Source organism: Pseudomonas sp. PS02302 (genome assembly GCF_029959585.1).
In the GTDB taxonomy this organism is placed as follows: Bacteria; Pseudomonadota; Gammaproteobacteria; order Pseudomonadales; family Pseudomonadaceae; genus Chryseomonas; species Chryseomonas aestiva.
This window is the reverse complement of record NZ_JASCON010000030.1, coordinates 1-23,569: the sequence shown is the minus strand read 5'-3', so window position 1 is coordinate 23,569 and position 23,569 is coordinate 1. Positions and strand designations below refer to the sequence as shown.

Here is a 23,569-nt window from a genome sequence, read left to right as displayed (position 1 = left end):
GATGGGCGAGAGAACCGCGGCGACGGCTACCGTTCAGCTCGATAACGAACAGGTCTTGGTGACCGAATGGCGCTTCGCGCCCGGTGCGGAAACCGGCTGGCACCGACATGCCATGGACTATGTCGTCGTGCCCATGACCGGGGGCGAGCTGCTGTTGGAAACCGACCAAGGCGAACGGAGGGCGCAACTCGTTGCAGGGCAGAGCTATAGCCGTCTATTGGGCACTGAGCACAATGTGGTCAATGCCGGTAGCGAGGAAGTGGTTTTCATCGAAATAGAACTCAAGCGGAACCCGGATCGGCCATTGCCGGTGTGAGGCCGCGGAAAGAACAGGTGCTTGCAGTCCAAGCCCCCCGCTAATCAATGTGAAAGAGACAGCCCATGATCATTCGACATCTCATCGGCGGCCAACTGGTCGACGGTGGCAGCCGCCGCGCACCGGTCTACAACCCTTCCACGGGTGCGGTCATCCGCGAAGTGCCCCTGGCCGATGCGGCCACCCTGCAGCAGGCCGTTGACGCCGCCCAGGCCGCCTTTCCAGCCTGGCGCAACACCCCGCCGGCCAAGCGCGCCCAGGTGCTGTTCCGCTTCAAGCAGCTGCTGGAGAGCAACGAAGAGCGCCTGGTGCAGCTGATCAGCGAAGAGCACGGCAAGACCCTGGAAGACGCCGCCGGCGAATTGCGTCGGGGCATCGAGAACGTCGAATACGCTACCGCCGCGCCCGAGTTGCTCAAGGGCGAATACAACCGCAACGCCGGTCCGAGCATCGACACCTGGTCCGACTTCCAGCCCCTGGGCGTGGTGGCCGGCATCACCCCCTTCAACTTCCCGGCCATGGTGCCGCTGTGGATGTATCCGCTGGCCATCGCCTGCGGCAACACCTTCATCCTCAAGCCCAGCGAGCGCGATCCCAGTTCCACCCTGGCCATCGCCCAGCTGTTCGAAGAAGCCGGCCTGCCCAAGGGCGTGTTGAACGTGGTGCATGGCGACAAGGAAGCCGTGGACGGGCTGATCGACGCCCCCGAGGTCAAGGCGCTGAGCTTCGTGGGTTCCACTCCCATCGCCGAATACATCTATGCCTGCGGCACCGCCAAGGGCAAGCGCGTCCAGGCCCTGGGCGGCGCCAAGAACCACGCGGTGGTCATGCCCGACGCCGACCTCGGCAACACCGTCAATGCCCTGATGGGCGCTGCCTACGGCTCCTGCGGCGAGCGCTGCATGGCCATCTCGGTAGCGGTCTGCGTCGGTGATCAGGTCGCCGATGCGCTGATCGCCCGGCTGGTGCCGGAGATCGAAAAACTCAAGGTCGGCCCGGGCACCCAGTGCGGCCTGGACATGGGCCCGCTGGTCACCGGCGCGCACCTGGACAAGGTCACCGGCTATGTCGTCGACGGCGTGGCGGCGGGCGCCAAGCTGGTGGTGGACGGCCGCAGTCTCAAGGTCGCCGACCATGAAGAGGGCTTCTTTCTCGGTGGCTGCCTGTTTGATCAGGTCACCCCGGAGATGCGCATCTACAAGGAAGAGATCTTTGGTCCGGTGCTCTGCGTGGTGCGGGTCAAGAGCCTGGCAGAGGGCATCGCCCTGATCAATGCCCACGAATACGGCAACGGCACCTGCATCTTCACCCGCGACGGCGAAGCGGCGCGGCTGTTCGCCGATCAGATCGAAGTGGGCATGGTCGGCATCAACGTGCCGCTGCCGGTGCCGGTGGCCTACCACAGCTTCGGCGGCTGGAAGAGATCGCTGTTCGGCGACCTCCATGCCTATGGCCCCGACGGCGTGCGCTTCTACACCCGGCGCAAGACCATCACCCAGCGCTGGCCGCAGCGCGAGGCCCAGGAGGCTTCGCAATTCGCCTTCCCTAGCAACGCCTGACCGTTAGAAAAGCCCATTCCTTGGCCTGCCGCACAGCAGGCCGGCCAGGGAAGGCCTTACCCTTCGGCTGCCCTTAGCCGCCGAAGCCCCCATGCCTGCCCTTACCTTCACAGCCGTCGCCCGTCTCGGGTGTGTGATTGGCCTCCTGCTCGCGAGCCTGGCCGGCTGTAGCAGCCAGTCCGCCCAGGACATTGCCCGGCAATTCGGCAAGACCCGCCCCAGCGAATTCCTGCAGACCAGCTCCGACCGCATGGCTACCCTCGCCATGCAGGCCAATCTGCAAAGTCTCTACCGGCTGATGAACAAGCTCTACCTGCGCAATCCGGCCGAATGGAAGAAGACCGGCCTGCCCGATGCCGCCAGCGCCGAGCGCGAGATCCGCATGGCCATCGAGCAGCAGCGCAGCCTGCCTGCGCTGGGCGGACGCAAGGACGTGGCGGCCCTGAGCTACGTGCTCGGCGACGACTACCGCGGCGACCGCGTCGGCGCCTTCATCTATGCCATCGGCAGCATGATCATCGCGGCCCACGGCAATCGCACCGAGTTCTATATCACCGATGTGGTGAATGCGCGCTTCGTCAACAACGCGGCCCGCAACATCGAGAAGGCCACCTGGTTGCTCGGCCAGCGCAAGAACGCCGAGGGCGAACCGCTGCTGTTCGCCAACGAGATCTCGGAGGAGGGCAGCAACCTCAGCTTCGCCACCGAGTTCGGCAAGATCGTCGCCCGGCTGGACCTGCTCGCCCAGTTGCTCGACGAGCGCTATCGGCGCATCGGCGTCAACTACGCCCAGAGTCTGCTGTTCATCAATTTCCTGCCGGTGCAGTAGCGCCTTCGACCGGGCATCCCTTAGAGTCGAGCGACCTCGACAACCATAACAAGGGGTTCTCTCATGGTCGCTGCCTTGCGCATCGCCCTCATCGGCGCCGGCAACATGGGTCGCCAGCATCTGCATCATCTTCAAGCCGTGCCGAGCGCCCGGCTGTGCGCCCTGGCCGATCCCGATCCGAGGGCGGCCGAGCTCGCCGCGCAATGGGCCGTGCCGCATTTCCGCGATCATCGCCAGCTGCTGGAAAGCGTGCGCCCGGAAGCGGTGATCGTCGCCAATCCCAATGCGCTGCATGTGGCCACCGCCCTGGATTGCCTTGCCCTCGGCATTCCGCTGCTGCTGGAGAAGCCCGTGGGGACCGCGTCAGCAGAGGTGGCTCAGCTGCTGCACGCCCAGCGCGACGGGCGCGTGCCGCTGCTGGTCGGGCATCATCGTCGCCACAATCCGCTGATCGCCAGGGCTCATGAATTGTTGCGCCAGGGCGCGCTTGGCCGCCTGGTCACCGTCACCGCGCTGTGGCAACTGCAGAAGCCTGAGAGCTATTTCGAGAGTGCCTGGCGCCGCGAAGCGGGGGCCGGGATGCTGCTCACCAATTTGATCCACGACCTCGACCTGCTGCGTCATCTCTGCGGTGAGGTACGCCAGGTCCAGGCCTTCGCCGACAACGCCCTGCGCGGCTACGCCAATGCCGACAGCGCCGTGATCAACCTGCAATTCGAGAGTGGCGCCCTGGGCAGTCTCACCGCCAGTGACGGCGCCGTCGCGCCCTGGAGCTGGGAACTCACCAGTGGCGAAAATCCGGTCTATCCCCACCAGCCGGACCAGTCCTGCTACCTCTTCGCCGGCACCGAAGGCGCCCTGAGCGTGCCGCAGCTGCGCCTCTGGCGCTATGCCGAGCCGGGCGCCGGCTGGCACCAGCCGCTTGCGGCGGAGGTGCGGGCAACGGCCCCGGACGAGGCCTTGCGGCTGCAGCTGGAGCACTTCGTGCGGGTCGCGCGGGGAGAGGAGGCCCCCCTGGTCAGTGCCGAGGATGCCGCCCGTACCCTGGCGCTGGTGGCCGCCGTGGAGCGCGCCGCAGCCAGCGGCACGGCGCAGCACCCGGCAGCGACCTTGCCAGACTAGCGGTCCTTACAGCGGCTTGGTCAGTTCCTTGGCGCGGTCATAGGCCTTGGAGAAGCCCTTGAGCGACAGGCTTTCGCTGGCGGTCTCGCCGTTGGCGACCGGGGTGGTCACGGTCAGGCGACCGCCGCGCTGCAGCTGCTTGAAGACGTCACCGATGAATTCCACCGGCACCACGCAGCCCTGGGGGATGCAGGTGTGGAAGGGCCGATTCTCCAGGCTGCGCTTGTCGATCTGCAGCGAGATCGGCTTGGTCACCGCCACGCCAAAGGGCAGCACCAGGATGCCGTCCACGCCTTCCCGATTGGGGCGCAATTCGGTGACCAGCATGCGCTGGCCCTTGGCGCTGTCCTTCTGCTGGGTGATGGCGCACAGCTGCGCGGAGCGGTCCGCGTTGCGGGCGATGCGGCAGATCACCTGCCAGTCGCCATACTTCTCCGTGACCGATGGCTGGGGTTCCTGGGCGTTGGCAGGCGCCGACTGGGCGAAGGCCTGGCCGGCGAGCAGCAGGGGCGCGAGGAACAGGGCCGAGCGGAGGAAGCGCTGAGACATGGAGAGTCCTTGGCAGGAGAGAAAGAGCCTCAAGGGTAGGGCATCGCTCCGCCAGGGAACACCCCGGCACGACGATCAGACCTTTTTGACGAACTCGGATTTGAGCTTCATCGCACCTATGCCATCGATCTTGCAGTCGATGTCGTGGTCGCCGTCGACCAGGCGGATGTTCTTGACCTTGGTGCCGACCTTGACCACCAGCGACGAGCCCTTGACCTTGAGATCCTTGATCACGCTGACGGTATCGCCGTCCTGCAGGGGATTGCCGACCGCATCGCGGATCACCTTGGCTTCAGCCGCGGTACCAGCGTCCCCGGGCGTCCATTCATGGGCGCATTCCGGGCAGATCAGCTGATCGCCATCGGCGTAGGTGTATTCGGAAGCGCAGAGGGGGCAGGGCGGCAAAGCGGTCATGGCGGGACACCTGGCTGGAAAAGCCGCGCATTGTATAGGGTTTTAGCCCGGCGCGGGTGGAGGCCATGCCCTAGGCTGCCAGCTGTACCTCGACCACGGTACCGTGGTCGTTGCGGTAGTGCGCCTCGCCACCGAGCTGTTCGGCCAGGCTCTTGATGATCTTGAAGCCCAGGCGCTGGCTGGTACGCGGATTGAATTGCGGCGGCATTCCCCGACCGTTGTCGGCGATCCGCAACAGCAGTCGCTGATCGTCGCCACGCTGCAGGTTGATGCTGATCAGGCCACGCTGGCCGGCGTCGAAGGCGTGCTTGAGGGAATTGGTCACCACCTCCGCCACCAGCATCGACAGGGTGGTCAGGCGGGGCAGGTCGAAATTGAGCGGTTCGGCGGTGATGGCGCAGGAGACATTGGCCTGGCCCGCGGCGGCCAGCAGATCACTGGTCAGCAACTGCAGGTGATGGGCCACCGGCTGATCGGCATCGGCGGGGTCGTGCAGGCGCCGGTGGATGCGCGAGATGCTCTCCAGCCGCGAACGGGCCTCTTCCAGGGCCTGGGACGCCTGGCTGTCGCCGGGCAACTTGAGTTGCTGCAGCATGAGCAGCGAGGCGATGAACTGGATGTTGTTGGCGACCCGGTGCTGCAACTCCTGGAACATCGTCGTCTGGACGTTGTAGAGGTCGTGGATCACCTGCTGTTCGGCGCGCAGCCGGGCGCTGGCCGTGTGCATGTAATGGATCAGCACGATGTCGACGCTGACGATGACCACATAGAAGGCCAGGGCCAGGGCACCCTGGGGCCCTACATCGAAGGTCCAGCCCGGCGGAATGAAGAAGTACCAGGCGGCCAGTCCGGACAGCACGGCGCAGAGGGTGCCGGCGCGGCTGCCGCAGAAGAAGGCGGTCAGGATGACGGCGGGAAAGAAGGTCAGGTAGGGAAAGCCCTGCATCAGGACGTCCACCAGGGCGAAGCGTGCCGCCAGGGCCAGGGCGAACGCCAGCAAGGCCAGGCTGTAGGCCAGTGCCGGGCGCGCGCGGATCCTGCTGCTGAGATCGCTGATCCAGTGACGACGAGACGACGGATCCAAGGCTCTGACCTGCGGGGTAGACGGCGGCGGCGCAAGCTTAGCGCAAAGCCGTCTCGCTTGGGCGGATGGTGGCACCAAAGGTGGCTCTGCCCGGCTCGACGGCGATTTCCTGTACAAGGCATGCACCTCCCGGGCCGAATTTGTCGGCGTCGGGCGGTCTGAGCGCTTTTTCTTGTACAGAGTGCCCTTGGTCGTACAGGTCAGGACGGCAGAGAAACGTTATGGTCAAACGATTACGTCTTAACCATCACAGGATCCGCTCATGAATCGCCAGCGCGTATTGGTCGCCGAAGATGAGCCCGTCCTATTGGATCTGCTGCAGGAGCTGTTCGAGGACTGGGGTTATCAGGTACACGCCTTCGGCAGCGCCGATGCGGCCTGTGCGTTCTTGCAGAACGAGCAGCCGCAACTGGACCTGCTCTTCACCGATGTACGCATGCCAGGCGTGCTGAGCGGTGTCGATCTGGCATTGCAAGCCCGTGGCCGCCAGGCCAATCTGCCCATCGTCATCACCTCGGGTTATTGCGAAGACAATCCCGCGCGCGCGACGCGGGCGACCTTTCTGCCCAAACCCTGGGATCTGGAGGCGCTGCACCGCAGTTGCCCGTCGCCCGGGCGCCAAGGGCGCCATGCCTAGACCCTCTGCAGGGGCCGGTAACGGTAAGTTGCGCCCATGAAAAAGCCCGTAGCGGTCACCCGCTACGGGCTTTTCAGATTTTGGCTCCGCGACCTGGACTCGAACCAGGGACCCAATGATTAACAGTCATTTGCTCTACCGACTGAGCTATCGCGGAACAACGGGGCGTATCTTACTGATAGATAACGGGAAGTCAAGCCTTGGCAGCGCCCCGAAAAGGCGCTGCCGGAAGTGTCGTCCTAGCCCTTCAGGACGGCGGCGATGGCCTGGACAGTCGGTGGCAGATTGCGCTCGTTCAACGCCGCCACGCAGATGCGTCCGGTGCTGACCGCATAGATACCGAATTCGCTTTTCAGCCGCTCGACCTGCTCGGCGGTGAGGCCGGAGTAGGAGAACATGCCGCGCTGGGCGTTGACGAAGGCGAAGTCGCGAGTGGCGCCAGCCGCGGCCAGGCCTTCCACCAGGGCGTTGCGCATGGTGCGGATGCGCTGGCGCATCTCGCCCAGTTCGGCTTCCCAGAGGGCGCGCAGCTCGGGATCGCTCAGCACGCTGGCGACGATGGTGGCGCCATGGGTCGGCGGGTTGGAGTAGTTGGTGCGGATCACCCGCTTGACCTGGGACAGCACCCGGGCGCTTTCCTCGCGGCTCTCGCTGACCAGGGTCAGGGCGCCGACCCGCTCGCCATACAGCGAGAAGGATTTGGAGAAGGAGCTGGAGACCAGGAAGGTCAGCCCGGAATCGGCGAACAGGCGTACCGCCTGGGCGTCTTCCTCGATGCCGTCGCCAAAGCCCTGGTAGGCGATGTCGAGGAAGGGCACCAGGTTGCGCGCCTTGACCACGTCCAGCACCGCCTGCCAGTCGGCCGGCTGCAGATCGACGCCGGTGGGGTTGTGGCAGCAGGCGTGCAGCACCAACACCGAGCGCTCCGGCAGCGCCTGGAGATCGGCCAGGAAACCTGCACGGTTCAGGCCGTTGCTGGCAGCGTCGTAATAGCGATAGTTCTGCACGGGAAAGCCGGCGCCCTCGAACAGTGCGCGGTGGTTTTCCCAGCTCGGGTCACTGATGGCGACCACGGCATCCGGCAGCAGCCGCTTGAGGAAGTCGGCGCCGATCTTCAGCGCACCGGTGCCGCCAACGGCCTGTACGGTGATGGCGCGGCCTTCGCGCACCAGGCTCGACTCGGCGCCGAACAGCAGGTGCTGGACGGCCTGGTCATAGGCGGCGATGCCCTCGATGGGCAGATAGCCACGCGGCGCCTGGGCGGCCACGCGCTGCTGCTCGGCCTCGGCCACGGCGCGCAACAGCGGAATGCGGCCCTGCTCGTCGTAGTAGACCCCCACGCCCAGATTGACCTTGTGCGGACGGGCATCGGCGTTATAGGCCTCGTTCAGGCCAAGGATGGGGTCGCGGGGTGCCATTTCGACGGCGGAGAACAAACTCATGGGGCAGGGGCTCGAATGAGGGGTGAAGGGAAGGGCGGAACGCTCAGGAAGCGGAAGTATAGCCCCCTGCAGACGCCATCGCGACCCGACCTCGATAGGAGTTTTCCTGACGTGCGGCGGCGTAGGCGGATTGCAAAAGGGGGCGTGCGACCTCATCTGGGTGGTTCCAGTTTTTTCCTCGTCCGCATCGCTCCGACCCCTCGGCCGGCGCGGTGTCGTCCGTGCATTTCCGCGTTCTTGAGGCAGCCATGTCCGCATTCCAGCTTTCCACCCGCTACACCCCGGCCGGCGACCAGCCCGAAGCCATTCGCCAGATGGTGGAAGGCCTGGAAGCAGGGCTGTCGCACCAGACCCTGCTCGGCGTGACCGGCTCGGGCAAGACCTTCAGCATCGCCAACGTCATCGCCCAGGTGCAGCGCCCGACCATGGTGCTGGCGCCGAACAAGACCCTGGCCGCCCAGCTCTATGGCGAGTTCAAGGCCTTCTTCCCGAACAACTCGGTGGAGTACTTCGTCTCCTACTACGACTACTACCAGCCGGAAGCCTATGTGCCCTCGTCGGACACCTTCATCGAGAAGGACTCGTCCATCAACGACCATATCGAGCAGATGCGTCTGTCCGCCACCAAGGCGCTGCTGGAGCGCAAGGACGCCATCATCGTCGCCTCGGTGTCCTCCATCTACGGCCTGGGCAGTCCCGAGGCCTACCTGAAGATGGTCCTGCACCTGGATCGCGGCGACCGCATCGACCAGCGCACCATCCTGCGCCGGCTGGCGGAGTTGCAGTACAGCCGCAACGACATGGAATTCGCCCGCGCCACCTTCCGGGTACGCGGCGACGTCATCGACATCTTCCCCGCGGAATCCGATCTCGAAGCGGTACGCATTGAGCTGTTCGACGACGAGGTGGAAAGCCTGTCGGCCTTCGATCCCCTCACCGGCGAGGTGATCCGCAAGCTGCCGCGCTTCACCTTCTATCCCAAGACCCACTACGCCACGCCACGCGAGACCCTGCTGGGCGCCATCGAGAACATCAAGCGGGAGCTCGCCGAACGCCTGGAATGGCTGCGCAGCCAGAATCGCCTGCTCGAAGCCCAGCGGCTGGAGCAGCGCACTCGCTTCGACCTGGAAATGATCCTCGAACTGGGCTATTGCAACGGTATCGAGAACTACAGTCGCTACCTGTCCGGGCGCGGTCCGGGCGAGCCGCCCCCCACCCTCTATGACTATCTGCCGAGCAACGCCCTGCTGGTGATCGACGAATCCCACGTCACCGTTCCGCAGATTGGCGCCATGTTCAAGGGCGACCGCTCGCGCAAGGAAACCCTGGTGGAATACGGCTTCCGCCTGCCCTCGGCGCTGGACAACCGGCCCCTGAAGTTCGAGGAGTGGGAGGCCGGTGCGCCCCAGACCATCTTCGTCTCGGCTACCCCCGGTCCCTATGAGGAAGAGCACGCTGGCCGCGTGATCGAGCAGGTGGTGCGGCCCACCGGTCTGGTCGACCCCATCATCGAGATCCGTCCGGCCACCACCCAGGTGGACGATCTGCTCTCCGAGATCCGTCTGCGTGTAGCCCAGGAGGAGCGCGTGCTCTGCACCACCCTGACCAAGCGCATGGCCGAGGACCTCACCGACTACCTGGCCGACCACGACGTACGGGTGCGCTACCTGCACTCCGACATCGACACCGTGGAACGGGTGGAGATCATTCGCGACCTGCGCCTGGGCACCTTCGACGTCCTGGTGGGCATCAACCTGCTGCGCGAGGGCCTGGACATGCCGGAGGTCTCCCTGGTGGCGGTGCTCGACGCCGACAAGGAAGGCTTCCTGCGCTCCGAGCGCTCGCTGATCCAGACCATCGGCCGGGCGGCGCGCAACCTCAACGGCAAGGCCATCCTCTATGCCGACAACATGACCGGCTCCATGCAGCGCGCCATCGACGAGACCGAACGGCGGCGCAACAGGCAGCTGGCTTTCAACGAAGAACACGGCATCGTGCCCCAGGGCATCAAGAAGGACATTCGCGACATCATGGAAGGCGCCGCAGCCCCGGGTTCCAAGAGCAAGCGTCGGGTGGCGAAGGCCGCCGAGGACCAGGCCGAATACGCCGCCGAACTGCGCTCGCCGAGCGAGATCGGCAAGCGCATCCGGCAGCTCGAAGAGAAGATGCTGCAGCTGGCGCGCGATCTGCAATTCGAGTCCGCCGCCCAGCTGCGCGACGAGATCCAGGCCCTGCGCGAGCGTCTGGTTCAGGTCTAGGTCCGCTCCAACTGGCAGCGCCAGGGCTGGCGCTGCTACCATTCCGCCTTTGTCCCTTCGCGTTTTTCGAGAAAGCCGATGACCACCGTTCGCACGCGCATCGCGCCGTCGCCCACTGGCGACCCGCATGTCGGTACCGCCTATATCGCCCTGTTCAACCTCTGCTTCGCCCGTCAGCACGGCGGTCAGTTCATTCTGCGCATCGAGGATACCGACCAGGTCCGCTCGACCCGCGAATCCGAACAGCAGATCTACGACGCCCTGCGCTGGCTGGGCATCGAGTGGGACGAGGGCCCCGACGTCGGCGGCCCCCATGGCCCCTATCGGCAGAGCGAGCGCGGCGAGATCTACTGGAAGTACGCCCGGGAGCTGGTGGAGAAGGGTCATGCCTTCCTCTGCTTCGCCACCCCGGAAGAACTCGACCAGATGCGCGCCGAACAGCAGGCACGGGGCGAGACCCCGCGCTATGACGGTCGCGGCCTGCGCCTGTCGAAGGAAGAGGTGCAGCAGCGCCTGGACGCCGGCCAGCCCTATGTGATCCGCATGAAGGTGCCGGAGGAGGGCGTCTGCGTCGTCCCCGACCTGCTGCGTGGCGAGGTCGAGATCCCCTGGGATCGCATGGACATGCAGGTGCTGATGAAGGCCGACGGCCTGCCCACCTACTTCCTCGCCAACGTGGTCGACGACCACCTGATGGGCATCACCCACGTCCTGCGTGGCGAAGAGTGGCTGCCCTCGGCGCCCAAGCTGATCAAGCTCTACGAATACTTCGGCTGGGAGCAGCCTCAGCTCTGCTACATGCCGCTGCTGCGCAACCCTGACAAGAGCAAGCTCTCCAAGCGCAAGAATCCCACCTCGGTGACCTTCTATCAGCGCATGGGCTACCTGCCCGAGGCCATGCTCAACTACCTCGGTCGCATGGGCTGGTCCATGCCCGACGAGCGCGAGAAATTCACCCTGGACGAGATGGTCGAGCATTTCGACCTTCAGCGCGTTTCCCTGGGCGGTCCGATCTTCGACGTCGAGAAGCTCTCCTGGCTCAACGGCCAGTGGCTGCGCGAGCTGAGCCCCGAGCGCTTCGCCGCCGAGGTGCAGCAGTGGGCGCTCAATCCCGAGTACCTGCTCAAGATCGCCCCGCTGGTGCAACAGCGGGTCGAGACCTTCAGCCAGATCGCCCCGCTGGCCGGCTTCTTCTTCAGCGGCGGCCTGAATCTGGAGCCGGCGCTGTTCCAGCACAAGAAGCTGTCCGCCGACCAGGTCCGCCTGGTCATGCAGCTGCTGCTATGGAAGCTCGAAGCCCTGCGCCAGTGGGACAAGGAACGCATCACCGCGGTGATCCAGGCGGTCGCCGAGCACCAGCAGCTCAAGTTGCGCGACGTCATGCCGCTGCTGTTCGCCGCCATCACCGGCCAGGCCAGTTCGGTCTCGGTGCTGGATGCCATGGAGATCCTCGGTCCGGACCTCACCCGCTTCCGCCTGCGCCAGGCGGTCGAACTGCTGGGTGCGCCCTCCAAGAAGGAAACCAAGGAGTGGGAGAAGCTGCTGGCCGAGCTCGGCTGACAGTCTCCCGGCCGATCCCGTCTTCGGGGTCGGCTTCCTCCCCGCGCCAGGATGGCCCCATGACCTCCGTGACTCCCCAGCGGCACAATCTGCTCGAAGACGTGCTGGCCCTGCTCAGCGCGACCCTGATGATCGCCCTGGCGGTCAACCTCTATCGCCAGGCCGGCCTGCTCACCGGCGGTACCGCGGGCCTGGCCTTTCTCGCCCAGTACGGCACGCGCCTCTCCTTCGGTCAGGCCTTCTTTCTCATCAATCTGCCGTTCTACTGGCTGGCCGTGCGGCGCATGGGCTGGGCCTTCACCCTGCGGACCCTGGCGGCCGTGACCCTGGTGTCGCTGCTGACCGAGTTGACCCCGCACTTCATCGCCTTCAGTGCATTGCAACCCCTCTATGCGGCGGTGATGGGCGGCGTACTGATGGGCGTGGGGCTGCTGATCCTCTTCCGTCACCAGGCCAGTCTCGGCGGCATCAACATTGCCGTGCTCTATCTGCAGCAACGCTATGGCTGGCGAGCGGGCAAGGTGCAGATGGGCATCGATTGCCTGATCGTCCTGCTGGCGCTGCGGGTCGTCGCGCCCGGCGCCATCCTCGTCTCGATCCTGGGTGCCGTGATCCTCAATCTGACCCTGGCGATCAACCATCGACCGGGGCGTTACAGCGCCATCAGCTAGGGGGCTTTCCGTCGCGCCGGCGCAACTTCGATTGGTCCGCGACCCGCCTTGGCTTTAAGATGGCGCCCATTTTCGGCGGCCCGACCGTCGTCATCGCAAGTTGAAGAGGTCTCCATGAGCTGCGATTTCCTGGCACAAGCCCTTCCCGGCGTACAGAAACTCTCGCCCTACGTGCCTGGCAAGCCCGTCGATGAACTGGCCCGTGAACTGGGCCTGGCGCCGGCCAGCATCGTCAAGCTCGCCAGCAACGAGAACCCGCTGGGCCCCAGCGCCAAGGCCCTCGAAGCCATTCGCGCCGAACTGGCCGAGCTGACCCGCTATCCCGATGGCGGCGGCTTCGAGCTCAAGCAGGCCCTGAGTCAGAGGTTTGGCGTGGCCGCCCCTGGCATCACCCTGGGCAATGGCTCCAATGACATCCTCGAACTGGTCGCCCGGGCCTACCTGGCGCCCGGCTACAACGCCGTGTTCAGCGAGCACGCCTTCGCCGTCTATCCGCTGGTGACCCTGGCCATCGGCGCCGAAGGCCGCAGCGTCCCGGCCAAGGACTACGGGCATGACCTCGCCGCCATGCTCGCCGCCATCGATGCCGACACCCGGGTGGTCTTCGTCGCCAATCCCAACAATCCTACCGGCACCTGGTTCGACAGCGAGGCCCTGGCTCTCTTTCTCGCTCGCGTGCCCGACCACGTCCTGGTAGTGCTGGACGAGGCCTACATCGAATACGCCGAGGGCGACGAGCTGCCGGATGGCCTGGCGTTCCTGGCCCAGTACCCCAACCTCGTCGTCTCGCGCACCTTCTCCAAGGCCTATGGCCTGGCCGCCCTGCGCGTCGGCTATGCCTTCTCCTCGCCGACCGTGGCCGACGTCCTCAACCGGGTGCGCCAGCCGTTCAACGTCAACAGCCTGGCCCAGGCCGCGGCCTGTGCGGCCCTGGCCGACAGCGACTACATGGCTCGCAGCCGGGCGCTGAACGATGCCGGCATGGCCCAGCTGGAAGCCGGTTTCCGTGATCTCGGCCTGGCGTGGATTCCCTCGCGTGGCAATTTCATCGCCGTGGACCTGGGACGCGACGCCGCGCCGATCAATCAGGGGCTGCTGCAGGAGGGCGTCATCGTGCGGCCCGTCGCCGGCTATGGCATGCCGACGTTCCTGCGCGTCTCCATCGGTACCGAAGCGGAAAATGCCCGTTTCCTGGCGGCGCTGAGCAAGGTCCTGGGTCGTGGCTGAAGTGGCCACCCCCCTGATCGAGCGTCTCGTCGTTGTCGGGCTGGGCCTGATCGGCGGCTCCTTCGCCAAGGGCGCCCGCGCCAGTGGTCTCTGCCGTGAGGTGGTCGGGGTCGATCGCGATCCCGAGACCCGCCGGCTGGCGGTCGAGCTGGGCGTGGTCGACCGCTGCGTCGCCGAGCTGGGCGATGCCTGCCCGGGTGCCGACGTCATCCAGCTCGCCGTGCCCATCCTGGCCATGGAGCGGGTACTGGCCGATCTTGCGGCCTTGCCGCTGCAGGGCGCCGTCCTCACCGACGTCGGCAGCGCCAAGGGCAACGTGGTGCGTGCCGCTCGCCAGGCCTTCGCCGGCCAGTCGCTGCGCTTCGTGCCGGGTCATCCCATCGCCGGCTCCGAGCGCAGTGGCGTCACGGCAGCCAACGCGGCGCTGTTCAATCGGCACAAGGTCATCCTCACGCCACTGGAAGAGACCCTGCCGGCCGATCTGGACAAGGTCGACCGGCTCTGGCGCGCCATAGGGGCCGATGTCGAGCACATGACCGTCGAGCATCATGACCAGGTCCTCGCCGCCACCAGCCACCTGCCGCACCTGCTGGCCTTCAATCTGGTGGATTCCCTGGCCAAACGTAGCGAAAACCGCGAAATCTTCCATTACGCTGCTGGCGGTTTCCGCGATTTCACCCGCATCGCCGGCAGCGATCCGACCATGTGGCACGACATCTTCATCGCCAATCGTGAAGCCGTACTGCAGGCCCTGGACACCTATCGCGCCGACCTCGACGAGCTGCGCGGCGCCATCCAGGCCGGCGATGGTCAGTTCCTCATGGAGGTGCTGACCCATGCGCGCGGCGCGCGCGAATATTTCGGGCGCATCCTCGCCAGTCGTACCCAGGCCGGCGCTCAGGTCGCCGTCCATCAATCTCTTACGGAGGGGCACTCATGAGCAGTACCGCACCCGTCATCACCCTCGATGGCCCCGGCGGTTCGGGGAAGGGCACCCTCGCGGCGCTGGTTGCCCGCCAGCTGGGCTGGAATCTGCTGGATTCCGGCGCGCTCTACCGCTTGCTGGCCTTCGCCGCCCGCAATCATGGCGTCGACTACACCAACGAGGAATCGCTCAAGTTGCTGGCGGCCCACCTGGACGTCCAGTTCCTTGCCGGGCATGAGCACGGCCAGCGCATCATCCTCGAAGGCGAGGACGTCACCGACGTCATCCGTACCGAGGAAGTCGGCGCCGGCGCCTCCCAGGTCGCCACCCTGCCCGCCGTGCGCGATGCCCTGCTGCAGCGCCAGCAGGCGTTTCGCGAGGCGCCCGGTCTGGTCGCCGATGGCCGTGACATGGGCACCGTGGTGTTTCCGGACGCCGAGCTGAAGATCTTTCTGACCGCCGGTGCCGAGGAAAGAGCACAGCGGCGTTATCTTCAGTTGAAGCAGAAGGGCGAAAATGTTAGCTTGCCTGCCCTCCTGGAAGAGATCCGTGAGCGGGACGCCCGCGATAGTCAGCGTAGCGTTGCTCCGCTCAAGCCGGCCGACGATGCCGTCGAGCTGGATTCCACGCATCTCTCCATACAACAGGTATTGGAACGCATCCTGACCCTGGCCGCCGAGCGCGACCTGGCGGGATGAAGGCCGAGACTCATCCGAGTCGTCGGTGAAAGCTACCGGGAACCAGTCGCATCCCGGTAGCCGGATGGTAACCACTCACCCCGCATGGGCTGGTCATGCGGTAGCCGGATACATCGGGTATCCATACAACAGGTATGAACATGAGCGAAAGCTTCGCAGAACTCTTTGAAGAAAGTCTGAAATCCCTCGACATGCAGCCGGGCGCCATCATCGTCGGCACCGTGGTGTCGATCGATGGCGACTGGGTTGTGGTCGATACCGGCCTGAAATCCGAAGGCCTGGTTCCGCTCGAGCAGTTCTACAACGAACAAGGCGAGCTGACCATCAACGTGGGTGACGAAGTCCACGTAGCCCTGGATGCCGTCGAAGACGGTTTCGGCGAAACCAAAGTGTCTCGCGAAAAGGCCAAGCGCGCCGAATCCTGGCTGGTCCTGGAAGCCGCGTTCAGCGCCGACGAAGTGGTCAAGGGTGTCATCAACGGCAAGGTCAAGGGCGGTTTCACCGTCGACGTCAGCGGCATCCGCGCGTTCCTGCCGGGCTCCCTGGTCGATGTCCGTCCGGTGCGTGACACCACTCACCTGGAAGGCAAGGAACTCGAGTTCAAGGTCATCAAGCTGGACCAGAAGCGCAACAACGTTGTCGTTTCCCGTCGTAGCGTCCTGGAAGCCGAGAACAGCGCCGAGCGTGAAGCTCTGCTGGAATCCCTGCAGGAAGGCCAGCAAGTCAAGGGTATCGTCAAGAACCTCACCGACTACGGTGCGTTCGTCGACCTGGGCGGCGTAGACGGCCTGCTGCACATCACCGACATGGCCTGGAAGCGCATCAAGCATCCGTCGGAAATCGTCAACGTCGGCGACGAGATCGACGTCAAGGTGCTGAAGTTCGACCGCGAGCGCAACCGCGTCTCCCTGGGTCTGAAGCAGCTGGGCGAAGATCCGTGGGTCGCCATCAAGGCCCGTTACCCGGAAGGCACCCGCGTTCAGGCGCGCGTCACCAACCTCACCGACTACGGCTGCTTCGCCGAGCTGGAAGAGGGCGTGGAAGGCCTGGTGCACGTGTCCGAAATGGATTGGACCAACAAGAACATCCACCCGTCCAAGGTCGTTCAGGTCGGCGACGAAGTGGAAGTCATGGTTCTGGATATCGACGAAGAGCGTCGTCGTATCTCCCTGGGCATCAAGCAGTGCCGCGCTAACCCGTGGGAAGAGTTCTCGGGTCAGTTCAACAAGGGCGACCGTATCTCCGGCACCATCAAGTCGATCACCGATTTCGGTATCTTCATTGGTCTGGAAGGCGGCATCGACGGCCTGGTACACCTGTCCGACATCTCCTGGAACGAAACCGGCGAAGAAGCCGTGCGTCGCTTCAAGAAGGGTGACGAGCTGGATACCGTGATCCTATCCGTTGATCCGGAGCGCGAGCGCATCTCCCTGGGCATCAAGCAGCTGGAAGACGATCCGTTCTCCAACTACGCCTCCCTGAACGAGAAAGGCACCATCGTGCGCGGTACCGTCAAGGAAGTCGATGCCAAGGGCGCTGTCATCACCCTGGCCAACGAGATCGAAGGCGTCCTGAAGGCGTCCGAAATCAGCCGTGACCGCGTTGAAGACGCCCGTAACGTGCTGAAGGAAGGCGACGAAGTCGAAGCCAAGATCATCAGCATCGATCGCAAGAGCCGCGTGATCAGCCTCTCCGTCAAGTCCAAGGACGTCGACGACGAGAAGGAAGCCATGAGCTCCCTGCGTAGCAAGCAAGAGCCTGCAGCTGGCCCCACCACCATCGGCGACCTGATCAAGGCGCAGATGGAAAGCCAGAACTAAGTTCGAGCTTGAATAAAAGGCGACCCTTCGGGGTCGCTTTTTTTTGGCTGGCGAAAAGAGAGCAGGGTGGTCATGGCCCGTAAAAAGTTGCGGGGACCAAAGCCGCCCGCTTGACTTTTCAAAAATCGGCCGGCGTGCTAAAAGTCCTTGGAGGTGATCTAGCCGCTTGATAACGAAGGAAAAAATCCATGACCAAGTCGGAGTTGATCGAGCGCATCGTTTCCTATCAGGGGCAGCTGTCGTCCAGGGATGTGGAGCTGGCGATCAAGACCATGCTGGAGCAGATGGCCCAGGCACTTTCCACCGGAGACCGTATCGAGATCCGCGGCTTCGGCAGCTTCTCACTGCACTATCGCGCACCCCGTACGGGGCGTAATCCCAAGACCGGCGAATCGGTGCTGCTGGACGGCAAGTTCGTTCCGCACTTCAAGCCTGGCAAGGAGTTGCGAGACAGGGTCAACGAGCTGGAGCCATAAAGCCGTCGTCCAGCGCCGGTCCTTTCCTTGTCCATCTGACAAGAGTTTGATTTTCCTTGTTTTTCTGGCTAACCCGGGGTCGTCAAAAAAGCGTTATCGATCAGGTTTATATCGGTATTTTGACGTTTACAAAAAAAGTCAAGCCGTTTTGATATTTTTGTAGACGAGTTCCGATTTTTGTATGAGACTTCCTTCACATAAGGTCTTGGGTGACCTCGTAGTCCACGCCGAGTGAGGAAGTTGTCATGCGCCATTATCTTTTCATCTGGATCGGTATCGCCGCTTGCTTCACCAGCATGCACCTCGGTCATCCGTTCCTGGCTGTAGCCGCTCTGGCCGGTAGCTGGATGGTTGCCCTGTTCCTGCAGCCCGCTCAGCGTGTCGAGGGCTTCTCGCGCCACTACGTTGGCCAGCCGGCCGCTCGCTTCCAGGCCGTTGAAGTCCAGGCTTCCGCCAAGACCTTCTAAGGTTCTCAAGTTTTTCGGCCCGCCGAACTCAGGTTCTGCGGGCTTTTTTATGCCTGCTTTTTGCGTGGCTAGGCCCTTGCGGGGCAATGTCTTACCATAAGCGCCCTTTCCTGGTTGACTGGCACGGCGCAACGCATTGATGGAACGCAAGATTCTGGTGACAGGGGCGGGGGGCTTCGTCGGCGCGGCCCTGGTTCGGCAGCTACAGGCCAGTGGGTATCCGGTGGTCGCCGCACAGCGTCAGCCGGCAGCTGCCTCGGTCGCGGGCGAGGTGATTCCGGTGATCCGTGAGCTGTCCGCCGATACCGACTGGTCCGAGCCTCTTGCCGGGGTGGATACCGTCATCCATCTTGCTGCCCGGGTCCATCAGCTTGGCGAGCAGCCAGGCGTGGTCAGCGAGGCTCGCTACGATGAGGTGAATCGGGCGGCAACCCTCAAGCTGGCCCGGGACGCCCTGGCTGCCGGTGTCCGTCGCTTCATCTTTGTCAGCAGCATCAAGGTCAATGGGGGCTGGACCCCTCCCGGCAAGCCCTTTCGCGCGGACGATCTTCCTGCACCCACCGATGCCTATGCACGCTCCAAGGCGGCCGCCGAACAGCAGCTGCTGGCGCTGATGGCCGAGACTGGACTGGAGGTGGTCATCGTGCGTCCACCGCTGATCTACGGGCCTGGGGTAAAGGCCAATGTGGCCCGTCTGCTGGACACCCTGGCACGGGGCGTGCCGCTGCCCCTGGGGGGCATTCGGCACAACCGGCGCAGTCTGCTCGCGCTGGAGAATCTGCTCGACCTGTTGATCCTGTGCATCGCGGCGCCCAAGGCGGCCGGTGCCATCCTGCTGGTCAGCGACGATGAAGATCTTTCCACCGCCGAGCTGCTTGAATTGCTGGCTGAAGGCCTGGGTCGGAAACCCCGGCTGATCGCTGTTCCGTCCGCCTGGCTCGAATGGGGCGCCAGATTGCTGGGGCGGGGCGAAGTGGCGCAACGTCTCTGTGGTTCGCTGCAAGTCGACATCCAGCCCACCAAGACCTTGCTGGGCTGGCAGCCCCCGCTGTCGGCGCGCTCCGCCTTGCGTGCGCTAGGGGTGCAACGGGCCGGTGCGGAGGGGCGGAGATGATGCTGCTCCTGTTGCTCCTGGCCGGCGGCTGCAGCTGGCTCGGCACAGCAGCGCTGCGCCGCTATGCCCTGTCCGGAGGCCTGCTCGACGAGCCTAACGCCCGTAGTTCGCACCAGGTGGCGACACCCCGTGGGGGTGGCCTGGCGATCGTCGTGGTGTTCGTGCTCGGCTGTGTGGTGCTGCGGCTGCTGGGGCAGCTTGATCCGGCTTCCTGTGGCGTCCTGGTAGGAGCGGGGCTGCTTGTGGCGGTGCTCGGCTTCGTCGACGATCATCGGCACGTGGGCGCCGGCTGGCGCCTGCTCGGTCATTTCCTGGCCGCCATCGCGGCGCTGCTGTGGCTGGGCGGCTATGGCGCGCTTCCTGCGCAGTTATCCGCTGTTCTGGGCCTGCCCGGCTGGCTGGTAACGACCCTTGGCGTCCTCTATCTGGTCTGGCTGCTGAATCTCTACAACTTCATGGACGGCATCGACGGCATCGCCGGCGTCGAGGCGTTCGTCGTCTGTCTGGGCATGGCGCTGATCTATGCCGCGACCGGCCAGGGCGCCTTGCTGGGCGCACCGCTGCTACTGGCGGCGGCCGTGGGTGGCTTCCTGTGCTGGAATTTTCCGCCAGCGCGCATTTTCATGGGCGATGTCGGCAGTGGCTTTCTCGGTCTGATCCTCGGCATGCTTTCGTTGCAGGCGGCGCAGGTGGAGCTGTCGCTGTTCTGGGCCTGGCTGATCCTGCTCGGTGTCTTCGTGGTGGATGCGACCTGGACCCTGTTGCGGCGGCTGAGCCGGGGCAAGAAACCCTACGAGGCCCATCGCACCCATGCCTACCAGTGGGCCTCCCGTCAGCATGGCGCGCATCGCCCGGTGACCCTGGCAGTACTCGCCATCAACCTGATCTGGTTGCTGCCTATCGCTTTGCTGGTGGGGCTGGGGCTTTTAAGTGCCATACTGGGGCTCTTGCTTGCCTATGGGCCCTTGCTTTGCCTGGCCCTTCGATACCACGCTGGGACCGATGAGGTAGCCATGGCTGCGCAGTCCACCGGATTCAGGGATTAGGGACACTGACATGTTGCGTGACCATCTGGTCAAGCTGAACCGGCGTACCAAGAGAGTCATACAGGTCGCGGTCGATCTGTTGCTGATCTGGCTCTCACTCTGGTTGGCCTTCTATCTGCGCCTGGGTTCCGTGCAGATGATCGAGCCCTTCAGCGGGCATGCCTGGCTGTTCATCACTGCGCCGGCGATCGCCATTCCCCTGTTCATCCGCTTCGGCATGTACCGCGCGGTCATGCGCTACCTGGGCAACGACGCCCTGATTGCCATCGCCAAGGCGGTGACGCTGTCGACGCTGCTGCTGTCGGTAGTCATCTACTGGTATCGCGATCTGCCGGAGATCGTCCCGCGTTCGATGATCTTCAACTACTGGATCGTCAGCCTGATCCTGATCGGCGGCCTGCGTCTCGCGCTGCGCCAGTACTTTCTGGGCGACTGGTATCGCGCCATTACCGTGCCCTTCATCAAACAGCCGGACGAGCTGCCGCGGGTCGCCATCTATGGCGCCGGCTCGGCGGGCAACCAGCTGGTCGCGGCGCTGCGCATGGGTCGGGCCATGCGTCCGGTGGCCTTCATCGACGATGACAAGAGCATCGCCAATCGCATCATCGCCGGGCTCAAGGTCTACACCCCCAAACACATCCAGCAGATGATCGACGAGACGGGCGCCGAGGAGATCCTCCTGGCGATCCCGTCCGCCACCCGGGCACGGCGGCGTGAGGTACTCGGTCTGCTGGAACCTTATCCACTGCATGTCAGAACCGTGCCGCGGATCAGCGACCTGGCCTGCGGCAAGGTACAGGTGGACGATCTGCAGGAGGTCGACATCGCCGATCTGCTGGGACGGGATCCGGTGACGCCCCGGCCCGAGCTGTTCGCCCGCTGCATCACCGCTCAGGTGGTGATGGTGACCGGGGCAGGGGGGTCCATCGGCTCCGAACTGTGCCGGCAGATCATCGGCCAGAAACCGCGCACCCTGATCCTGCTCGATCACGCCGAATTCAACCTCTACAGCATCCACCGTGAGCTGGAGACCTATATCCAGCGCGAAGCCCTGCCGGTCACCCTGGTGCCGGTGCTGGGCTCCATTCGCAATGCGCCGCTGCTCTTGCAGGTGATGCGACACTGGAAGGTGGCCACCCTCTACCATGCGGCGGCCTACAAGCACGTGCCCATGGTCGAGCACAACATTGCCGAGGGTTTCGGCAACAACGTCCTGGGCACCCTCAATGCCGCCCAGGCGGCCATCCAGGCGGGCGTGACCAGTTTCGTGCTGATCTCCACCGACAAGGCGGTACGGCCCACCAATATCATGGGCAGTACCAAGCGCCTGGCCGAGATGATCCTGCAGGCCCTGAGTCGCGAGGCGGCGCCCGTGCTGCACGGGCAAACGGACGGTATCCATCAGGTCAATCGCACCCGCTTCACCATGGTGAGATTCGGCAACGTGCTGGGCTCGTCCGGTTCGGTCATCCCGTTGTTCAGGACCCAGATCCGCAAGGGTGGGCCGGTTACCGTCACCCATCCCAAGATCACGCGCTTCTTCATGACCATCACCGAGGCCGCCCAACTGGTCATTCAGGCGGGCGCCATGGGCGAGGGTGGGGACGTCTTCGTGCTCGACATGGGCGAGCCGGTGCGCATCGTCGAACTGGCCGAGCAGATGATCAAGCTGTCGGGCCTGAGCGTCCGCTCGCCGGCCAATCCCCATGGCGATGTTGCCATCGAGTTCACCGGGCTGCGCCCGGGCGAAAAACTCTATGAAGAGTTGCTCATCGGTGACGACGTGAGTCCGACCTCCCACCCGAAGATCATGCGCGCCAGCGAAGACTTCCTGGCCTGGGAGGCCTTTCGCGCAGCCCTCGTCGAACTCAGTCGCGCCATCGACGCGGGTGATTACCTCCGCGTCCGGCAACTGTTGCGTGACACCGTCGCCGGCTATTCTCCGGAGGGCGACATCGTCGACTGGCTGCACGGCAAAAGATCCATCGAGTGATCCCATCCGCGCTTTCTTTCTGCCTGGATTTGAAGCCGAGCACAGAAGCGGCAGCCGCCCACCGCTAGGCTGAACTTTCTTTTCCTGCCACTGTTTAACTCAGGTCTTTGGGTACATAGCCGTGGCTGTGACCCAAGCCAGGGATGGCTGCGCCGTCCTCCGATGTCTCGCCCGCAGCGCCGGGCGCGATGATGTACAAATCGATATAGGCAGGATTCAGGATGAAGGTACTGGTAACAGGTGGCGCGGGTTTCATTGGTTCCGCCGTGGTACGTTTTCTTATCAACGAGACCCAATGCAAGGTTGCCAACGTCGACAAGCTGACGTACGCCGGTAACGTGGATTCCCTGGCCGAAGTCGCCGACTCCGATCGCTACGAATTCCACCAGGTGGACATCTGCGACTTCGCCGCCCTGCAGCAGGTCTTCACCTCCTTCCAGCCCGACGTGGTCATGCACCTGGCTGCCGAGTCCCACGTGGACCGCTCCATCGAGGGCCCTGCCGCCTTCATCCAGACCAACGTGGTCGGCACCGGCGTCATCCTGGAAGTGACCCGAGCCTACTGGAATGACCTGGCGCCGGAAGCCAAGGCGGCCTTCCGTTTCCACCACATTTCCACCGACGAGGTATACGGCGACCTGCACGGCACCGACGACCTCTTCACCGAGACCACCCCCTATTCCCCGAGCTCGCCCTATTCGGCCAGCAAGGCCGGCAGCGACCATCTGGTACGTGCCTGGGGTCGGACCTACGGGCTGCCGGTACTGGTGACCAACTGCTCGAACAACTACGGTCCCTATCACTTCCCCGAGAAGCTGATCCCCCACGTCATTCTCAATGCCATCCATGGCAAGCCGCTGCCGATCTATGGCGACGGCTCCCAGGTACGTGACTGGCTGTTCGTCGAAGACCATGCCCGCGCGCTCTATACCGTGGTGACTCAGGGCGAGGTCGGCGAGACCTACAACATCGGCGGCCACAACGAGAAGCGCAACCTGCAGGTCGTCGAGACCATCTGCGACCTGCTCGAAGAGCTGGCGCCGCAGAAGCCCGAAGGTGTCGAGCGCTATCGCGACCTGATCACCTTCGTCAAGGATCGTCCGGGCCACGACATGAGATACGCGATCGACGCCAGCAAGATCGGCCGCGAGCTTGGCTGGACGCCGGCGGAGACCTTCGAGACCGGCATGCGCAAGACCGTAACCTGGTACCTGAACAATCGTGAGTGGTGGCAGCGGGTTCTGTCCGGCGCCTACCGCCTCGAACGTCTCGGCGACGCCGTTTAACGATCCTATCGCGGACACGCCCCCGGGCGGGGCCGCCCGCCCGCAACAGTCAATTTTAAGAGGCCGCTTGGCATGA

21 protein-coding genes, 1 tRNA gene and 1 pseudogene are annotated in these 23,569 nt (G+C 64.4%); 17 read left to right on the top strand and 6 right to left on the bottom strand.

Annotated features, from left to right (window positions below; translation table 11 throughout):
• Nucleotide 1 precedes the first annotated feature (1 nt).
• From QMX82_RS12225 to QMX82_RS12210, 4 genes are all read left to right on the top strand, one after another.
• Nucleotides 2–316, top strand: a complete 315-nt coding sequence (locus tag QMX82_RS12225) for a cupin domain-containing protein (RefSeq protein WP_187979903.1) — start codon at nt 2–4, stop codon at nt 314–316.
• A gap of 65 nt (nt 317–381) precedes the next feature.
• On the top strand, nt 382–1,875 hold the full coding sequence (locus QMX82_RS12220; RefSeq protein ID WP_282283813.1) for a CoA-acylating methylmalonate-semialdehyde dehydrogenase: 1,494 nt from the start codon (nt 382–384) through the stop codon (nt 1,873–1,875).
• Between the two features lie 91 nt (nt 1,876–1,966).
• Complete coding sequence (locus tag QMX82_RS12215; protein ID WP_187979902.1) at nt 1,967–2,704, top strand: hypothetical protein; 738 nt, start codon at nt 1,967–1,969, stop codon at nt 2,702–2,704.
• A gap of 63 nt (nt 2,705–2,767) precedes the next feature.
• Nucleotides 2,768–3,826: a Gfo/Idh/MocA family protein gene (locus tag QMX82_RS12210; protein ID WP_208692026.1), complete on the top strand. Its 1,059-nt coding sequence runs from the start codon at nt 2,768–2,770 to the stop codon at nt 3,824–3,826.
• 6 nt (nt 3,827–3,832) lie between these two features.
• Here QMX82_RS12210 and QMX82_RS12205 read toward each other — a convergent pair whose 3' ends face one another.
• The 3 genes from QMX82_RS12205 to QMX82_RS12195 all read right to left on the bottom strand — a co-directional run bounded on the left by QMX82_RS12205 (nt 3,833) and on the right by QMX82_RS12195 (nt 5,873).
• Nucleotides 3,833–4,375, bottom strand: a complete 543-nt coding sequence (locus QMX82_RS12205) for an invasion associated locus B family protein (protein ID WP_208692025.1) — start codon at nt 4,373–4,375, stop codon at nt 3,833–3,835.
• Between the two features lie 75 nt (nt 4,376–4,450).
• Nucleotides 4,451–4,789, bottom strand: coding sequence for a zinc ribbon domain-containing protein YjdM (locus QMX82_RS12200; protein ID WP_208692024.1), 339 nt, complete (start codon nt 4,787–4,789; stop codon nt 4,451–4,453).
• 70 nt (nt 4,790–4,859) lie between these two features.
• Nucleotides 4,860–5,873, bottom strand: a complete 1,014-nt coding sequence (locus tag QMX82_RS12195; RefSeq protein WP_208692023.1) for a sensor histidine kinase — start codon at nt 5,871–5,873, stop codon at nt 4,860–4,862.
• Between the two features lie 262 nt (nt 5,874–6,135).
• On the opposite strand from QMX82_RS12195, the gene QMX82_RS12190 reads away from it, so the two are divergent.
• Complete coding sequence (locus QMX82_RS12190; RefSeq protein WP_208692022.1) at nt 6,136–6,510, top strand: response regulator; 375 nt, start codon at nt 6,136–6,138, stop codon at nt 6,508–6,510.
• A gap of 81 nt (nt 6,511–6,591) precedes the next feature.
• On the opposite strand, the gene QMX82_RS12185 is transcribed toward QMX82_RS12190, so the two are convergent.
• Together QMX82_RS12185 and QMX82_RS12180 are read right to left on the bottom strand one after the other, a co-directional pair.
• Nucleotides 6,592–6,667: transfer RNA gene (locus QMX82_RS12185), tRNA-Asn, on the bottom strand.
• An 82-nt stretch (nt 6,668–6,749) separates the two neighbouring features.
• On the bottom strand, nt 6,750–7,952 hold the full coding sequence (locus tag QMX82_RS12180) for an amino acid aminotransferase (RefSeq protein ID WP_208692021.1): 1,203 nt from the start codon (nt 7,950–7,952) through the stop codon (nt 6,750–6,752).
• Nucleotides 7,953–8,200: 248 nt separating this feature from the next.
• Here QMX82_RS12180 and uvrB point away from each other — a divergent pair, with 248 nt between their 5' ends.
• From uvrB to ihfB, 8 genes and pseudogenes are all read left to right on the top strand, one after another.
• Entirely contained in the window at nt 8,201–10,210 is a 2,010-nt protein-coding gene (gene uvrB, locus QMX82_RS12175; RefSeq protein ID WP_282283797.1) for an excinuclease ABC subunit UvrB, read from the top strand.
• Between the two features lie 78 nt (nt 10,211–10,288).
• Nucleotides 10,289–11,770, top strand: coding sequence for a glutamate--tRNA ligase (gene gltX / locus QMX82_RS12170; RefSeq protein ID WP_208692019.1), 1,482 nt, complete (start codon nt 10,289–10,291; stop codon nt 11,768–11,770).
• 59 nt (nt 11,771–11,829) lie between these two features.
• On the top strand, nt 11,830–12,441 hold the full coding sequence (locus tag QMX82_RS12165) for a YitT family protein (protein WP_282283794.1): 612 nt from the start codon (nt 11,830–11,832) through the stop codon (nt 12,439–12,441).
• A 114-nt stretch (nt 12,442–12,555) separates the two neighbouring features.
• Nucleotides 12,556–13,668 carry a histidinol-phosphate transaminase gene (gene hisC, locus QMX82_RS12160; protein ID WP_282283793.1) on the top strand — a complete coding sequence of 371 codons (1,113 nt, stop codon included), beginning with the start codon at nt 12,556–12,558 and terminating at the stop codon, nt 13,666–13,668.
• Nucleotides 13,661–14,581: pseudogene (locus QMX82_RS12155) on the top strand (prephenate dehydrogenase/arogenate dehydrogenase family protein); the annotation flags it as partial. The gene hisC and the pseudogene QMX82_RS12155, both read left to right, overlap by 8 nt.
• A 23-nt stretch (nt 14,582–14,604) precedes the next feature.
• Nucleotides 14,605–15,291 (top strand): (d)CMP kinase, encoded by a 687-nt coding sequence (gene cmk / locus QMX82_RS12150; protein WP_007160398.1) that lies wholly within the window; start codon nt 14,605–14,607, stop codon nt 15,289–15,291.
• 140 nt (nt 15,292–15,431) lie between these two features.
• The gene (gene rpsA / locus QMX82_RS12145) at nt 15,432–17,111 is read left to right on the top strand and encodes a 30S ribosomal protein S1 (RefSeq protein ID WP_007160397.1); all 1,680 of its coding nucleotides are present in this window, start codon (nt 15,432–15,434) and stop codon (nt 17,109–17,111) included.
• Between the two features lie 188 nt (nt 17,112–17,299).
• Nucleotides 17,300–17,587: an integration host factor subunit beta gene (ihfB, locus tag QMX82_RS12140; RefSeq protein ID WP_007160396.1), complete on the top strand. Its 288-nt coding sequence runs from the start codon at nt 17,300–17,302 to the stop codon at nt 17,585–17,587.
• A gap of 68 nt (nt 17,588–17,655) precedes the next feature.
• Here ihfB and QMX82_RS12135 read toward each other — a convergent pair whose 3' ends face one another.
• Nucleotides 17,656–18,204 (bottom strand): hypothetical protein, encoded by a 549-nt coding sequence (locus QMX82_RS12135; RefSeq protein ID WP_282283766.1) that lies wholly within the window; start codon nt 18,202–18,204, stop codon nt 17,656–17,658.
• Here QMX82_RS12135 and QMX82_RS12130 point away from each other — a divergent pair.
• The 4 genes from QMX82_RS12130 to rfbB all read left to right on the top strand — a co-directional run bounded on the left by QMX82_RS12130 (nt 18,194) and on the right by rfbB (nt 23,493).
• Nucleotides 18,194–19,168 carry an NAD-dependent epimerase/dehydratase family protein gene (locus QMX82_RS12130; RefSeq protein WP_282283764.1) on the top strand — a complete coding sequence of 325 codons (975 nt, stop codon included), beginning with the start codon at nt 18,194–18,196 and terminating at the stop codon, nt 19,166–19,168. The two genes, QMX82_RS12135 and QMX82_RS12130, sit on opposite strands and share 11 nt — an antisense overlap.
• Nucleotides 19,168–20,214 carry an MraY family glycosyltransferase gene (locus tag QMX82_RS12125; RefSeq protein WP_410003740.1) on the top strand — a complete coding sequence of 349 codons (1,047 nt, stop codon included), beginning with the start codon at nt 19,168–19,170 and terminating at the stop codon, nt 20,212–20,214. The genes QMX82_RS12130 and QMX82_RS12125 overlap by 1 nt, the downstream gene beginning before the upstream one ends.
• A 10-nt stretch (nt 20,215–20,224) precedes the next feature.
• Nucleotides 20,225–22,207, top strand: a complete 1,983-nt coding sequence (locus QMX82_RS12120) for a polysaccharide biosynthesis protein (protein WP_208692012.1) — start codon at nt 20,225–20,227, stop codon at nt 22,205–22,207.
• Nucleotides 22,208–22,428: 221 nt separating this feature from the next.
• On the top strand, nt 22,429–23,493 hold the full coding sequence (gene rfbB / locus QMX82_RS12115) for a dTDP-glucose 4,6-dehydratase (protein ID WP_208692011.1): 1,065 nt from the start codon (nt 22,429–22,431) through the stop codon (nt 23,491–23,493).
• Nucleotides 23,494–23,569 lie beyond the last annotated feature (76 nt).